The following is a 14,541-nucleotide window of genomic DNA, read 5'->3' on the forward strand; positions in this document are numbered from 1 at the left end:
CCGTGGTACTCGCTGCGGGCCGCGGCTCCCGGCTCGGCGACGCCACCCGCGACCGGCCCAAGTGCCTGCTGCGGGTGGCCGGGCGGTCCCTGCTGGACCGGCAGGTCGCCGCGTTGCGCGCGGCCGGGGCCCGGGACGTCGGCGTGGTCACCGGGTGGCAGGCGGACGCATTCGCCGGAACCGGCCTCGCCCGCTGGCACAACCCGCACTGGGCGCGGACCACCATGGTGGACACCCTGGCCCAGGCCGATGCCTGGCTGCGGTCCGGCACGACCCTGGTCAGCTACGGCGACATCGTGTACTCCGCGGCGACGGCACGCCGGCTCGCCGCCTGCGGCGCCGACCTGGCGGTCGCGTACGACCCGAACTGGCTGCCGCTGTGGCGGCGACGCTTCGCCGATCCGCTCGACGACGCGGAATCGTTCGCGGTCGACGCCGACGGGCGGCTCACCGACATCGGCGGCCGTCCCACCAGCCCGGACCAGGTGCAGGGGCAGTACATGGGCCTGCTGCGGTTCACCCCGGCCGGCTGGCGGGAGGCGTGCCGGGCACGGGACGACGGACCGCCGCCCGAACACCTGACCGACCTGCTGGCCAGGATCGTGCGGGCCGGCCGGACCGAGGTGGCCGCGGTCGCGGCCGGCGAACCCTGGTTCGAGTTCGACCACCCGTCCGACCTGCGGCTCGGCCAGGAGGTGGTGGCCGCGCTGGACGCGGCCGAGCGAGAGAGAGATGACACATGACGACCATGGTCGTGACCCTGGACGACCCCACCCTGGCGGAGCTGCGCCGCCGGGTCCTGCACCCCGAACGGGCCTACCCGTTCCCGACGCGGCCGCGCGCCGCGACCGCGGACCTGGCCCCCCGGCTGCTCGCCCGCGACGCTGCCCGGCACGGCGTGGCCGCGGTGCGGCTCGACGCCCCGCTCGACGCCGCGGGGTTTCTGGCTGTGGGCGGTGCCCTGGGCCGGCTCGTCGCCGAGACCGCGCCCGCCGTGCAGTCCCGCGTCACGGCGGGGCACATCCTGAACCTGGTCACCGACGTCGCGCCAACCCCGGACGTGGACCTGCAACCGTTCGCGGCCGGGGTGCTGCTGCTGCATACCGAGAGCAGCGCCCGTCCGCCGCGCAGCCGCCCCCGGTACGTGCTGCTGCAGTGCCGGCAGGCCGCGAGCCGGCCGGTCGACGGGCAGACCGTGGTCATCTCCTACGACGAGGTCGCCGCCCGGCTGGGCCCGGCGGTGCTCGGCCTGCTGTCGAAGGTCCGGTACCGCGGCGCCCGGCATCCGCTGCTGCGCCGGGCCCGGGGCCGGGCGGTGTTCTCCTTCCGGGATCCGGGCGAGCAGCCGCTGGAGCTCGACGTCGACCGGTCCGTCCCGGCCGACCGGGTCGCGCCCGCGCTGACCGAGCTGTGCGCGGCGATGTACCGGCCCGAGGCCACCTACGCGATCCCCTGGGAACCGGGCCTGCTGGCCCTGGTGGACAACCGCAGGGTCTTCCACGGCCGGACCCGCAGCGGGACCGTGGACACCGGCCGCCACCTGCAGCGGCTGCGGATCGCGCCGCCGGACCGGCCCGTCGTCGCGTGCCACGAGGACGGCCAGGCTACGCGCGAGGTAGAGACGAGGTCCGTCCCATGAGAACGCGGCCCTGGCAGGATCGTCCCACCTCGGGCGATGGCCTGTTCGACACGCTGGCCGTTCGGCGGCCGGAGACCGCTCCGGTACGCCGTACCGCGCTGCGCACCGCACCGCCCGTACCCGAAGCCCTGGTCATGTCCGGCCTCAGCGAACTGCACGGCGTCTTCGACCACGCCGTCGACCCCGCGGACCCGGCCGAGCTGCTGCGCCTGTTCGTCGGCGACGTCGAGTCGTCCGCACCACCGATCGGCCGGTTCGGCCGGCACCGGCGGGAGTGGGCGGCAGCAACCCTGCGCCGCCGGCTGCCGCACGCGCGGCTGTTGGCGCAACCGGCCATGCCGCAGCTCGTGAAGTCCGTCTTCGACTTCTACTTCCGCGACGACCTGTACGGGCACTGGGACCAGCGCTCCCCGATCGTGCTGTCCAGCGGCTCGTACGACGAGACACTGTTCGGGCTGCCGGAGTCGCTGAAGAACTGCATCCGCTACGCGCTGAACAACAACTGGTACGGCTACTCCGACTCCCTCGGCCGGACCTCGGCCCGGGAGGCGCTGGCACTGCTGGAGACCGCCCGCTCGGGTGGGCAGCTGTCCATCGGCGCGGACCGGGTCGCGGTCACCCTGGGCGGTACGGCGGCCCTCGCCTCGATCGTGGACCTGCTCACCGGCGCCGGACGCAGCGACGACCGGCCGGCCCTGTGCGGCATCCCCAACTACCCGCCACTGGTCGCCGCCGTGGCCCGGCGAATGGCCGTACGCTGCGTCGACACCCCGATCGCCGAACGGCACACGGACATCACGCCCCTCATCGAGCAGGCCCGTGGCGGGGCCCGGCTGATCCTGCTGCAGACCGTCACCAACCCGTCCGGTTTGCGAGTGCCGGAGTCCCAGCTCGCGGAGCTGATCGCGGCGGCCCCGGCCGACTGCGTCATCGTGCTCGACGAGTGTCACGACACCTTCGGGCCGGCGGTGGCGCTCACCCCGGCCCGGATGGCCGCCAACGTCATCTCGATCCGCAGCATCTCCAAGCGGTGGGGTGCGCCCGGGCTCAAGGCCGGTTGGCTGGTCGCCGCGCCCGAGTTCATCGACGAGTTCTACGTGCACGCCTCGACCACGTACGGCGGCCCACCGTCGCTGTTCTACCTGCTGCTGGAGATGCTGGGGCTGTTCGAGGCCGCGCGGTTCGGCGGCGGCCTCGACGTCGACGACCTGCTCGGCCGGCTCTCCGGCGACTACCGGCTCAACCGCGGCACCCTCGCCGCGGGCTTCGCGGACTACGCACGTACGGCCGACCTGATGGCCCGGCGGGTGCTGCGCTGCCGGGAACGGGCCGTGGACGCATTGGGTGACATGGGTGTGCCGGTACTGGCCCCGGACTACTCGATCAACCTGCTCGCGCGGCTCGGCGACGAGCCCAGCTACCTGACGTACCGCCGGGTGGTCGAGGAGGCGGGGGTCTCCGTCTACCCGGGACTGCTGTGCATGGCCGGTGGGCCCGGGCTGGTCCGGCTCAGCCCGTGCGTGCCGGAGCAGGTCCTCGACGAGGCGATGGCCCGGCTCGGGCGCTGGGTCGGCCGACGGAGCTGGTCGTGACCGGCGGCGGGGACCTCGACCCGGTCGCGCTGCACGCCGGGAACCTCGCCCGCCTCGCCGATCCGGCGGTGGTGGTGGCCGGGTACCCCGGCTCGGGTGCCGCGCTGGTCGGCAACATCCTGCTGGCGGCGGGACTGCCGTACCTCGACCCGTACACCGAGGTGGTTTCCGGGGACGGGCGGACGACGGCGGCCGCGCCCCAACGGGTGGGCTACCGCAGCCGGCTGGCCGCGACCGATCGACTGGACCGCGGCGGTGCGCGCCGCATGGGCGGCCCCGTCTTCCTCAAGACCCATCGGTACCCGGCGGAGTTCACCGGGGTCCCGGTGCGCGCCGTGGTGCTGCTGGTCCGCGACCCGCGCGACGCGGTCCACTCGTACTTCCGCTGGCGGCAGGGCTTCTCCGAGAGCGGTGAGCGCGGCACGTTCGACGAGTTCCTGCGCCGTCCGGGCGGCAGCGGGCTGGCCCCGGCCGCGGACTGGGCCGCGTTCACCAGCGGATGGGCGGACCGGGCCGGGCCGGTGCATCCGCTGCGGTTCGAGGACCTCAAGCACGATCCCCTGGAGACCATGCGGAACCTGCTCGCCGCGGTGGGTGTCCTGCCCGACGGCGCGACCCTGCGGGCCGCCGTCGCCGCGAGCTCGTTCGACGCGATGCGCCGCCACGAGGACGACCGCGCCGCGGGTACGGCCCGGGTCATGCGCCGCGGCCTCGTCGGGGAGTGGCGCGAGTGGTGCACCCCGCACCTCGCCGCCGGCTTCGAGACGCCGGCCGTGCGGCAGACCGCGGCCCGGTTCGGGTACGTGGTCTGAATGTCCACCCTCGACGCGGTCCGTGCAGTCACCGGCGACCCCGCCCACCGTCTCGTGCAGGATCGGCCCGGCCGGGCGGTGGTCCGCGTCGTCGACCGGGCCGGCCGTCCCTCGATCATCAAGTTCGACTCCGAACCCGCGCGCAGCCTGCGGGAACGTCGGCTACTGGAACATCTGGCGGGCGGCCCGGCCGGTGCGCTCGTACCGGCCGTCCTGGGGCACGGGCGCTGCCCGGACGGCACCAGCTACCTGCGACTGGAGGATGTCCGGGCGGGCCGGGCCGAGGATCTGTCGCGCTCCGGCGGCGGCCCCGGCAGCTGGCACCGGGTCGGCGCCCGGCTGCGCCGGCTACACGCCGGGCTGGCCGGAACGCCCTGCGGGCCGGCCGTGCGTCCATGGTCGGCGCCGGCGGTCGTCGCCGGGCACCTGTCCCGCCTGGTCGACCGCGGTGATCTGCACCGCGGGCACGCCGACCTCATCACCGCCCGGCTGGCCGCCGTCACGGCGCGCCGGGCGGCCACGGTGCACGGCGACCTCAAACGCGAGCACGTCTTCCACCGCGGCCAGGTGGTGCGCTTCATCGATCTCGCCGACGCGTGCCCCGCCGACCCGCTGTGGGATCTGGCCGTGCTCACCCTCGACCGTCCCCGGCGGACCGCGGCACTGCTCGCCGGGTACGGCGCGGACGACCCGGCCGCCCACCGCGACGTGGAGGCGTACCGGCTGGTCCGGGCGGTCAGCGACGTCGCCTGCGCCTGGCGCGCCGGACGGCCCGCCACCCGGCTCCTGCGCCGGCTGCACGTCCTGACCGCGCAGGCGACCCGGCGGCGCCGATGACCTCGCCCGGACTGGACGAGCTGGTGTCCGTGCTGGTGCGGGCCGCCGAGGTCGCGCACGCCGCGGTCGACGCACCGGACGTGCGGCGCTCCCGCGACGACGTACGCGCCGACCACGCGGTCGACGACGCCGTCGTGCCGCTGCTGGCCGGGTGCGGCCTGACCGTCTACAGCGAGGAGAGCGGCCGGAGCACGCCGCCGGGTACGCCGTCCCGGCACGCGGTGATCCTGGATCCGCTCGACGGTTCGCGCAACTTCCGGCTCGGCGTGCCCTGGTACGCGTTCAGCGCGTGCCTGCTGCGCGACGGGCGACCCGCGGCGGCCGTGGTCCGCAACCTCGCGACCGGCGCGACGACGCTGGGCATCCGCGGTGGAGGAGCGTGGGCGCTGACCCCGGACGGGCGCCGGCGGATCGCGGTCACCCGGGTCGGCTCGCTCGCGCGGGCCCACGTCCTGTACTCCGGCTACCCGTCGGTGCCGGTCCCGGGGGTCACCCGCCGCAACCTCGGCGCCAGCTCCCTGGACCTGTGCGCGGTCGCCGCCGGGGACTTCCACGTCTCGCTCGACCTGTCCCGCAGCGGGACGGAAAGCTGGGACCACGCCGCCGGGCTGCTGATCGCCGCGGAGGCCGGTGCGCACATCCGCGCCCGGCGCACGGCAGCGGGCCGCTTCGGCGGCGGGGTGTTCGCCCGCCGGCACCTGGCGATCGCCAGCAGCGCTGTGCTCCTCGCCGAGGCGACGGCCTGGGCCGACCGGGCCGGCCCGGCGCCCCGCGGCTGACACCGAACCCACGCGTCCTGCTCCATGTACGGCCGGCATGCGCTGCCCGGCCCGAACCGGCCGGCGTCCTCCGGGTCGGAGGGCGCCGGCCGGTCAGTGCGCGGACGTCACGCCGAGAGCCGCATCGCGGCCTGAAGCGCGCGCCAATGGTCGTGGATCTCCTCCGGGCCGGGCCCGCTGACGTACGCGAGCAGTGCGTGGCCGCCGCCGAGGGCGAGGTCGAACGGGCCGGAGTGCAGCCCGTGCACGCTGTGCACCCCGGGCCGCCGCTCGAACTCCGGGTCGAGTTCTACCCGTACCCCTCGCTCGGCGAGGTCCGGATCTAGGCAGGGCGTGAGCATCGCCGCGTATCCGGTGAACCGGGGCTCCCGCGGTGCGCCGAGCCGCAGTGCCGCCCGCGCGGCCTCCTCGATCACGTCGTATCCGGCGGCCCGCAGCAGGGTCACCCACAGGCCGCCCGCCGCCCGGCCGTTCACCTCGATGACCCGTGGCCCGTGCGCGGTCAGCTTCAGCTCTGTGTGGGTGATCCCGGCCGTCACTCCCAGCGCCGCCAGTGCGGCCGACGCCATCGCGGTGGCCTCCGCCTGCCGGTCGGGCGGGAGCACGGACGGATGCACCTGACCGTTCTCCCGGAATCCCGGGGCCAGTGGCAGCTTGTCCCCGACCGCGAGGTGCCGCACGGCACCGTCGCACACCATCGACTCGACGCTGACGTAGTCGCCGTACCGGGGGTCGTCGTGCCACCGCCGGCCGACCAGCAGCTCCTCCAGCAGCATGTGCGGCTGCGCGATGTCGGCCAGCAGCCGGTGCGTGCGGTCCGCCCGGTCCAGTTCGCCGAGCAGCGCGGCGGCCGTCGACCACGCCGTACGCAGCTGTGCGGCCGACTCGACCCGGGTGGTGAGTGCGCTGCCACCGCCGCGGACCGGCTTGAGCACCGCCGGGAAGCCGACCGCGGCTGCGGCCGGCGCCAGGTCCGCGGCGGTGCGTACCGGGTGGAACCGGGGGACCGGCACGCCCGCCGCGGCGAGCGCCTGCCGCTGCAGGTACTTGTCGGTGAGCCGGTGCGTGGCCGCCACCGAGTTGAACGGCAGCCCGAGCCGCTCGGCCACGGTGGCCCCGGCCCGCAGGGAGCTCTCCGAGAAGGTGAGCAGGCCCTGGACGGGGTCCTCGGCGTGCAGCTCCTGCGCGGCGCACACCAGCCCCTCGCCCGAGGCGACGGCGATCGCCCGGCCCGCTTCCGCCATGATCGGCACGTCCCGGTCGGGTTTGGGCAGGTCGTGCGGGTCGAACAGCCAGGAGATCCGGGCGACCCGGGCGAGGCTGGGTGCGAGCAACCTGGGGCCGGGCCCGCCGATGCCGACCATGACGAGCAGGTGCGGGCGGTGGCCGTTCGGGTCGGTCATCGCGTTCCTTTCAGCGGTCGGAGCCGGCGGTCACCGGCCGGACGGGTGTCACCGGGACGAACGCGAATCCGTCGCCGCTGACCACATCGGACCTTCGGGGCACGCCGGCCAGGTCCTCGACGGACTGGGCCAGTACCTCGGCGGCGATGTCCGCGGCGGCGGGCAGCAGCGCTTCGTCGAGCCAGAGCCGGATCCGGTCCGAAACCTCCAGGCCCGCCTCGCGGCGGGCCACCTGGACGAACCGTACGACGGCGCGCTGCCGGCCCTGGAGTGCCAGCTCGTCGTCGATCGTCGTCTCCAGCGCCACGGTGACCCCGTCACCGCTGACGATCTTCCAGCCGCCGTGCAGCACCTCCTCCACGGTCACCTCGTCGGGAGCGATGGTCACCGGGTGGCCGTCCACGTCGACGGTCACCGCTGTTCCGGAGCGCAGCGCGTCGACCGTCGCCGCATCGTCCAGGCTGCCGACGATCCGGGCGACCGTGTCGGCCAGGCCGCGGTGCCGCGGCCCGAGCAGCCGCCAGACCGGCTTCAGCCGGTGGCTGACCGGAAGCTGCGCGTCCGCGCCGGTCCGCAACTGCTGCACGTTGAGCTCGTCGAGGATGACCCGGCGGATCTCGTCCGACCAGTCGCCGACGCCCACCACGACCGCGGTACGCAGCGGCTGCCGGCCGGGTATGCCGAGGTCTCGCCGGGCGGCCCGGGCCAGGGAACCGGCCTGGCGCGCCTCCGCCATCTGCGCCTCCAGCGCAGCGTCGGCGCCGTCGGCGGCGATACCCGGCTCGGCGTCGGCGAGCAGCGGCCAGTCCGCGAGGTGGACGGAGCCGGACTGCGGGCCCCGGACCTCGCGATACATGGCCTCGGCGAGGAACGGGCAGAACGGCGCCAGCACCACGGCGAGGCGCTCCAGGACCGCGCCCAGCGTCTCCAGGGCATCCTGGTCGCCGTCCCAGAACCGGCGCCGGCCGCGCCGCACGTACCAGTTGGACAGTTCGTCGACGAAGTCGGCGATCCGCTTGACCGCGAGGTGCGCGGCGTAGCCCTCCAGGTCGGCGGTGACCGCGCGGACCAGGCGGTGCAAACGGGAGATCAGCCAGCGGTCCAGGACGTGGACCGAGCGGGCGTATCCGGGGGTCGGCACGAAGCCGTGCAGCTGTGCGTAGCGCCCGTGGAAAGAGACGACGTTCCAGAGGGTGTGCAGGTCCCGGCGGATCCGCTGGTCGATCGCCTCGAAGGAGATCCGGCGAGGTCCCCAGGGCGCCCCCGCCGACAGCAGGTACCACCGCAGGCCGTCGGCGCCGTACTCGGGCAACAACTCGGCCGGGTCGATGACGTTGCCGATGGACTTCGACATCTTCCTGCCGTCGTCGTCGACCAGATGGCCCAGGCACACCACCGTACGGAACGGCGCGGCGCCGAACACGGTCGAGTTGACCGCGAGCATCGAGTAGAACCACCCCCGGGTCTGGTCGATCGCCTCGCAGACGAAGTCCGCCGGGAAGTCGGCGGGGAAGCGGTCCGTCCCGGCATGCGGGTACCCCCACTGGGCCGCCGGAACGCAGCCCGAGTCCAGCCACACGTCGCACACCGACGGCACCCGGGTGGCGGGCTCGCCGCAGTCCGGGCACGCGAAGCTGACCTCGTCGATGTCCGGGCGGTGCAGGGCAAGGCGGGACTGGTCGCGGCCGGTCAGCCGGGTCAGTTCCGCACGGGAACCGATGCAGGTGGCATGCCCGGCGGAACACCGCCAGATCGGCAGCGGCGTCCCCCAGAACCGGTCGCGCGACACCGCCCAGTCGACGTTGTCGCGCAGCCAGTTGCCGAACCGGCCCTCCTTGAGGTGGCCGGGGTGCCACGTGACCGTGTCGTTGCCGGCCAGCAGCTCCGCCTTGCGGGTGGAGGTGCGGATGAACCAGTTCGGTTTGGCCCAGTAGATCAGCTCGGAGCCGCAGCGCCAGCAGTGCGGATACTGGTGCTGGTGCGCCACGACCCGCAGCAACAGGCCGCGGTCCCGCAGGTCGGCGACGACCTCGGGGGAAGCGTCGCGGACCGCTCGGCCCTGGAAACGCCCGGCCGTGTACTCGCCGTTGCCGTCGAGCGGGTTCAGCGTGGGCAGACCCTCCCGGGCACCCAGCGCCGCGTCCTCCTCGCCGAAGGCCGGGGCGATGTGGACCAGCCCGGTGCCCACGTCCGTGGCCACCTCGGCCCAGGCCACCACGATTCCGTCCGCGCCGCCGGGCAGCTCCACCTCCGGGTACGGCCGCCGGTAGGCGCGGCCCACCAGCTCCTGGCCGGGGAACACGGCGAGTTGCTCGGCGCCGGGCACCGCGTCGGCGGCCCGGTCCACCGCGACCACAAGGGTGCGCCCGTCGAGGCGGTACCGGCCGTACCGGGCGGCCGGATCGACCGCGACGGCGACGTTCGCCGGCAGCGTCCACGGGGTGGTGGTCCACACCAGTAATTCGTCGTCCGCGTCGGCCAGGGGCAGACCGACATAGGCGGACGGGTGGGTCACCTCCCGGTACACCCTGGGCTGGCCGAGCTCATGCGACGACAGGGCGGTCGCGCACCGCACGCAGTACGGCACGACCCGGTGGCCCTCGGTCAGCAGCCCCTGGTCCCAGAGCTGCCGCAATTGCCACCACACCGATTCGAGAAACGAGTCGTCCATGGTGCGGTAGGCGTTTTCGTAATCCACCCAGTAACCGATGCGGGCCAGCGTCTCGGCGAACACGGAAATGTTCTGGTCCACGAGCTCCCGGCATTGGCTGACGAACGCGCCGACGCCGTACCGCTCGATGTCGCGCTTGTTCTTCAAACCGAGCCGGCGTTCCACCGCGATCTCGACCGGCAGGCCCTGGCAGTCCCAGCCGCCCTTGCGTCTCACCTTCCGACCGCGCAGCGCCTGGAACCGCCCGTAGACGTCCTTGTAGGTACTGGTCCAGATGTGGTGCAGGGCCGGGGCCCCGTTCACGGTCGGCGGGCCCTCGTAGGTGGTCCACGGCTGACCGTCGGGGTTACGCCGGGCGAACGCGGCCGGAACGTCGGCCGCCTGCCAGAAATCCATCACTGTGGACTCCAGCGAGGGCAGGTGGAGGGGCCCGGTCATGACACTCCGATCGACAGTCGGTACGCGAACAGACCGCGCCCACGGGCGCGGTCGAGCCAGTCTAGGCATGGGCTGCGCCATTTACCGAAACTGCACCGGGAATCATGGAGGCGATTGCCTCGCCGATCATTCAACGTCGCCGCATCAAATTTCGCGACGGTGACCAGCAGAATTTGACGTCGACCTGCAGTGGCCCGGATCCCGGCGGAATTGTCGATATCCGGCACCGCGACCTAATGTGCGATCCGAGCAATTCCCAGGAGGTAGGACATGAAGCTCGTCGCACCGCCACCCGCGTATTCCCGCGCCCCCGGTTTCCGGTTCTCCGCCGGCGATCCGCGGACTCTGCCGGCCGCGCTGATCCGGGCCACTACCGCGTAGCCCGACACCGCGGTGGTCACCGTCCACCGGAACGGCAGTACCCGGTGGCTGACCTACCGGGCACTGCCGCGCCGCTCGGATGGGCTGCGCATCGGCCTGCGGACGCTCGGAGTCGCGCGCTCGGCGACCCGGTGATGTCTCCATCAACCCGGTGCGGAACACCTGGGACGGCCTTGCGTCATGGTCGTTCGCCGCGAAGGACGAGGATGCGCGGCGACACTACCGAAGCCGAGCGCCTGCAGGCCGAGCGCACCGTCTGCCCGGCAGCGGGACAAGCGGCGCCGGCGCCGGCGACGCGGCCGTGGCCACCGAGACCTACCGGGCGCTCACCCAGGACCTGCGGGCCCGGGCCGAATAAGCCAGGCATCGGCTGCAGGACGGCTGGGGTGAGTCCGCCGGTCTTGCCCGTGGTGCCTTCGGGAACGCCGGCTGCGCTGAGGCGTGCCTGCACGCCTGGATTCCCTCACGGTGCCGGTTCTGCTGCTGGCCTTGGCGCCTCCGCGTTGGCCGAGTCGGAGCTGAGTGGCTCGCGGCAGATCCAGAGATGTGCGGGTGGCACGTTGCGCCAGACGATCGGGCTAGGCTTCACGTCGCCGAACGTGGCGGTAAGACGTCGGCGGAACTGCCTTGCGGCCGGCAGCGGCCGGACCGGGACGGTGATGATCGTGGCGAAGGTGCCGTGCGGGTGCAGGACGCGGGCAACCCCGCTGAGGATCTGCTCCTGGGCTGGCGGTGGTATCAGTGACCAGGGCAGAGCGCTGATGATCAGGTCGACGGGTCCGATGCCGACGTTGTGGAGCAAGCGGGGTAGGTCGGCGGCGTCACCGTGGATGACGTTCAGCGCGGGCCACGCCTGGGTCAGGTAGGCCGCCATCGCGGAGTTGCGTTCGACCGTGCAGAACGTGCTGCCGGGAGGCAACCAGGACTGTATGGCGCGGGTGATGGTGCCGCTGCCGGGGCCGAGTTCGACGACGGTGCGTGGCGCGCGGGCGGTGTCGATCAGGCCGGCGGCCTGTGCCGCCAGGGCCCGGCCGGTCGGGGCGATCGCGCCGATCTCGCGGGGCCTGCGCAGCGCAGCCAGGAGAAACCAAGTCGTGCCACGCGACTGAGCAGCTCTGGTCTGGATGCCCTGGGGGCTGGGTTGATGCTGGGCCGTGGTCACGGTGATGCCCTTCTGTCGATCTCGGACGCGGGGGTCAGCGAAGACTCACTGCCGTGACTGCTGGCCGCCCGGGCCGGCGCTTCCGGCCGGCCGGTGAGGTGCAGCAGCGTGACACCGCCGATGATGAGGACGATCGCGGCTATCTTGCGGGCGTTCAGCGCCTCGCCGAACAGCGCTGCGCCGATGATGGCCAGCGCTGCCGTACCGACTCCCGACCAGATGGCGTAGGCGACGCCCACTTCAATGCCGGCCTTGAGGGCCCGGGCGAAGCAGACGTAGCTGACGACGTAGAGGGCAGCCGTAACGAGGGTCAGGATTCGGCTGCTCAGCCCGTTGGAGGCGGTGAGCGTCGCTGTTGCGATCACCTCGGACACGATCGCCGCGCTGAGCAGTAGCCACGCCGTCATGGCTGCTTCTGCTGGATCTTCTGGCAGACCTTGCGCCCGGCATGTCGCGTTGCGACAGCATGCAGTGCTCGCAGCAGCTGGTGGTCGATGCGGCGCTCGGGTGGCCTGTCGGCTCGTTGCGGGACTGTGCTCAGGGTGGCCGCCGGCGAGGACCGTGATGTCGGCTCAGCGGCCGGCCGGCGGCGCATCATGTCGTAGCTGTGCAGCAGGAGCCCGAGACCGTTCGCGTGGATCATCGCGGGTTGGCGATGACGGACAGCGACGGCGTACGCCTCGTGCGCGCGACGCATGAGGCCGGTGGACTGCTCCATGTCCAAGGCGAACACGTGGTTATCCTCACCACCGTCATTGTGCAATTTGCACATCCTTCACATGTATTTAGTTCAAAAATACTGCGGGTAGAGGTCTCTCACAATCGGAAACTTGTCACGTGGTTGCACTCAGCACTGTCATTGTGCAATTTGCACATCCTTTACACGTATTTAGAGTCCCTAACGCGATCTGCTGAATCGATGTTGATCGGCGTCACCGTGTCGAGATCGAGGGCGTGGTAAGCCATAGGTCATCGAGGACGAGCTGTGGGACCGGATCGAGCCTGAGTTGCCACCCTGGCCGGGCAGAGCACCCAGGCCACGGCCGGTCCCGGACCGTCAGTGCCTGCAGGGCATCCAGTTCGTGCCCTAGGCCGGCATCGGGTGGGAAACCTCCCGCAGGAGCTCGGGTTCGGCTCCGGGATGACCTGCTGGCGACGGCTCAGACGGTGGACCGACGCTGGGGTGTTCGACCAGCTCCACCGCATGCAGCTCCACCGCATGCTGCTGGCCGACCTGAACGCTGCGGCCCGCATCGACTGGTCCCGCGCGGCGATCGATGGCAGCCACATCGACGCGAAAAAGGGGGTGCCGGCACAGGTCCCTCGCCGGTCAACCGCGGCAAACCAGGAACCAAGCACCACCTGATCGTCGACGGCAACGGCACACCGATGAAGGTGCTCACCACCGGCGCGAATGTGCCTGACATCAGCAAGGCCGTCGACCTGCTCGACGCAGTCCCACCCGTCGCGGGTCGCCTCGACCGCCCTCGACCGCCGATTCGCGGTGCTGCAGGCCGGCAAATCGATTCTGACGGTCTTCGGTGGCCCCATCCGGACGGCTTGAACGGGCCCCATCGGGTCTCGTTCGGTTGAGGTTGTGACGGTCTGATCTGGTCCCGGCTGGTTCGGGTTGAAGGGTTGACGGACCGTGGTCGGAGTGGCTGTCGGGTGGCTCGGTCGCGTGTGGAGAAGTCCCACGTGGTCAAGCTGTCAAGGACTGCACCGCGACCGACTGGGTGTTTGCTGATCTCGTTCGTCGCGGAGCTTGACTCTCATGCGGCCTGAGGCTCGAAGCTGGACGGGTGAACGGTGATGATCTGCTCAACATCGGTGCGTTCGCCGCGGCGACCGGCCTGACCATCCCTGCGCTTCGTCACTACGACGAGATCGGGCTGCTCAAGCCTGCCCGGGTCGATGCCGGCACCGGTTATCGGCGCTACCGCCGAGGTCAGCTCGACGACGCTCGCCTGATCTGCGGCCTGCGCGCCGTCGGAGTGCCGATTGATGAGGTCCGGGCGGTGGTGGGGCAAGCCGCCGGACAGGTCCGGTCAACGCTTGATGGCCACCGTGAGCGGCTGGTCGCTCAGGTGCGCGAGCTGTCACAGCGGATTCTCGCCGTCGACGAATTCATCGAGAAGGGAAGCCCGATGCCCGCATTGCAAGCGGCTCGACCAGTGCAAATCCGAATCAAGGTCGGCGACGTGCAGGAGGCGGCCGCCTTCTACACGGCTGCGTTTGACGTCGTGTTCAACGAGGCGATCTCGTCGCTTCAGTTCGGCACGTACCGCAGTGACCGGTTTTTCCTGATCACGCTTGAGGAGCGCGATGGACCGGCGTCGGAGACTTGCGGCACCCGGTTCGGACTGCTCGTAGAGGATGTCGATGCCGTTCACCACCGCGCGGTCAGTGCGGGTGCCGTTGAGGTCGGTCCGCCCACGGACTTTTCCTGGAAGCCCCGCACGTCCTGTGTCCGTGATCGGGATGGGAACTTCATCGACCTCAGTCAGGGATGACTGCCGGGCCACGCCCGACGGCCAAGGCGAAACCACCCAGCGCGGCAGCCACGCTCCGTGAAAGACCACGAACAGTTGTCGATCAACGACTGGGGCCATTTCAAGGTTCTGGCACACGACGTGTGGGCCCTTTGATCCTTGCTGACGGGGACCGCGGTCAATGGCCATGTGTAGCCTGGCGTGCGGATCGGTCCAGGAAGCGCAGAGGGACTTGGACGAGGTGCCGAGCCGGCGCACGCCGCGCTCGCGCCCGACGAGGGGCGATCCGTAGAGCCGGTTCGTGGCACAGTCCGATCGGCCATCCCGCCGGTAAT

14 protein-coding genes are annotated in these 14,541 nt (G+C 72.0%); 9 read left to right on the top strand and 5 right to left on the bottom strand.

The window, feature by feature from the left end; translation table 11 throughout:
* The first annotated feature begins 2 nt into the window (after positions 1-2).
* From ACMCNK_RS22310 to ACMCNK_RS22335, 6 genes are read left to right on the top strand one after another with little or no spacing between them, the layout of a single operon-like run.
* Positions 3-743, top strand: a complete 741-nt coding sequence (locus ACMCNK_RS22310) for an NTP transferase domain-containing protein (protein WP_412738328.1) — start codon at positions 3-5, stop codon at positions 741-743.
* The gene (locus ACMCNK_RS22315) at positions 740-1,639 is read left to right on the top strand and encodes a TauD/TfdA family dioxygenase (RefSeq protein ID WP_412738329.1); all 900 of its coding nucleotides are present in this window, start codon (positions 740-742) and stop codon (positions 1,637-1,639) included. Before ACMCNK_RS22310 ends, ACMCNK_RS22315 begins: the two co-directional genes overlap by 4 nt.
* Positions 1,636-3,231: a pyridoxal phosphate-dependent aminotransferase gene (locus ACMCNK_RS22320; protein WP_412738330.1), complete on the top strand. Its 1,596-nt coding sequence runs from the start codon at positions 1,636-1,638 to the stop codon at positions 3,229-3,231. The genes ACMCNK_RS22315 and ACMCNK_RS22320 overlap by 4 nt, the downstream gene beginning before the upstream one ends.
* Positions 3,228-4,043, top strand: coding sequence for a sulfotransferase domain-containing protein (locus ACMCNK_RS22325; RefSeq protein WP_412738331.1), 816 nt, complete (start codon positions 3,228-3,230; stop codon positions 4,041-4,043). Before ACMCNK_RS22320 ends, ACMCNK_RS22325 begins: the two co-directional genes overlap by 4 nt.
* Positions 4,044-4,880 (top strand): phosphotransferase, encoded by an 837-nt coding sequence (locus ACMCNK_RS22330; protein WP_412738332.1) that lies wholly within the window; start codon positions 4,044-4,046, stop codon positions 4,878-4,880.
* A complete protein-coding gene (locus tag ACMCNK_RS22335; protein ID WP_412738333.1) occupies positions 4,877-5,659 on the top strand; it encodes an inositol monophosphatase family protein in 783 nt (260 codons plus the stop codon). The genes ACMCNK_RS22330 and ACMCNK_RS22335 overlap by 4 nt, the downstream gene beginning before the upstream one ends.
* Positions 5,660-5,766: 107 nt before the next feature.
* On the opposite strand, the gene ACMCNK_RS22340 is transcribed toward ACMCNK_RS22335, so the two are convergent.
* The 5 genes from ACMCNK_RS22340 to ACMCNK_RS22360 form a co-directional block, all read right to left on the bottom strand.
* Positions 5,767-7,062, bottom strand: coding sequence for an ATP-grasp domain-containing protein (locus ACMCNK_RS22340; RefSeq protein WP_412738334.1), 1,296 nt, complete (start codon positions 7,060-7,062; stop codon positions 5,767-5,769).
* A 10-nt stretch (positions 7,063-7,072) separates the two neighbouring features.
* Positions 7,073-10,171 (bottom strand): isoleucine--tRNA ligase, encoded by a 3,099-nt coding sequence (gene ileS, locus ACMCNK_RS22345; protein WP_412738335.1) that lies wholly within the window; start codon positions 10,169-10,171, stop codon positions 7,073-7,075.
* Between the two features lie 844 nt (positions 10,172-11,015).
* Positions 11,016-11,714 (bottom strand): class I SAM-dependent methyltransferase, encoded by a 699-nt coding sequence (locus ACMCNK_RS22350; protein ID WP_412738336.1) that lies wholly within the window; start codon positions 11,712-11,714, stop codon positions 11,016-11,018.
* Positions 11,711-12,121, bottom strand: coding sequence for a DMT family transporter (locus tag ACMCNK_RS22355; RefSeq protein WP_412738337.1), 411 nt, complete (start codon positions 12,119-12,121; stop codon positions 11,711-11,713). The genes ACMCNK_RS22350 and ACMCNK_RS22355 overlap by 4 nt, the downstream gene beginning before the upstream one ends.
* Positions 12,118-12,432: a hypothetical protein gene (locus tag ACMCNK_RS22360; protein WP_412738338.1), complete on the bottom strand. Its 315-nt coding sequence runs from the start codon at positions 12,430-12,432 to the stop codon at positions 12,118-12,120. Before ACMCNK_RS22360 ends, ACMCNK_RS22355 begins: the two co-directional genes overlap by 4 nt.
* A gap of 465 nt (positions 12,433-12,897) precedes the next feature.
* On the opposite strand from ACMCNK_RS22360, the gene ACMCNK_RS22365 reads away from it, so the two are divergent.
* The 3 genes from ACMCNK_RS22365 (at position 12,898) to ACMCNK_RS22375 (ending at position 14,227) form a co-directional block, all read left to right on the top strand.
* The gene (locus ACMCNK_RS22365; protein WP_412741090.1) at positions 12,898-13,080 is read left to right on the top strand and encodes a hypothetical protein; all 183 of its coding nucleotides are present in this window, start codon (positions 12,898-12,900) and stop codon (positions 13,078-13,080) included.
* Entirely contained in the window at positions 13,080-13,307 is a 228-nt protein-coding gene (locus ACMCNK_RS22370) for a hypothetical protein (protein ID WP_412740950.1), read from the top strand. Before ACMCNK_RS22365 ends, ACMCNK_RS22370 begins: the two co-directional genes overlap by 1 nt.
* A 209-nt stretch (positions 13,308-13,516) precedes the next feature.
* Positions 13,517-14,227 (top strand): MerR family transcriptional regulator, encoded by a 711-nt coding sequence (locus tag ACMCNK_RS22375; protein WP_412738339.1) that lies wholly within the window; start codon positions 13,517-13,519, stop codon positions 14,225-14,227.
* Positions 14,228-14,541: the final 314 nt, after the last annotated feature.

Source organism: Krasilnikovia sp. MM14-A1259 (assembly GCF_047159535.1).
GTDB lineage: Bacteria > Actinomycetota > Actinomycetes > Mycobacteriales > Micromonosporaceae > Actinoplanes.

Coding starts and splice junctions, on each gene's coding strand:
- ACMCNK_RS22315 (WP_412738329.1), top strand. CDS start 740: ATGACGACCATGGTCGTGACCCTGGACGACCCCACCCTGGCGGAGCTG.
- ACMCNK_RS22320 (WP_412738330.1), top strand. CDS start 1,636: ATGAGAACGCGGCCCTGGCAGGATCGTCCCACCTCGGGCGATGGCCTG.
- ACMCNK_RS22330 (WP_412738332.1), top strand. CDS start 4,044: ATGTCCACCCTCGACGCGGTCCGTGCAGTCACCGGCGACCCCGCCCAC.
- ACMCNK_RS22335 (WP_412738333.1), top strand. CDS start 4,877: ATGACCTCGCCCGGACTGGACGAGCTGGTGTCCGTGCTGGTGCGGGCC.
- ACMCNK_RS22340 (WP_412738334.1), bottom strand. CDS start 7,062: ATGACCGACCCGAACGGCCACCGCCCGCACCTGCTCGTCATGGTCGGC.
- ileS (WP_412738335.1), bottom strand. CDS start 10,171: ATGACCGGGCCCCTCCACCTGCCCTCGCTGGAGTCCACAGTGATGGAT.
- ACMCNK_RS22355 (WP_412738337.1), bottom strand. CDS start 12,121: ATGACGGCGTGGCTACTGCTCAGCGCGGCGATCGTGTCCGAGGTGATC.
- ACMCNK_RS22360 (WP_412738338.1), bottom strand. CDS start 12,432: ATGGAGCAGTCCACCGGCCTCATGCGTCGCGCGCACGAGGCGTACGCC.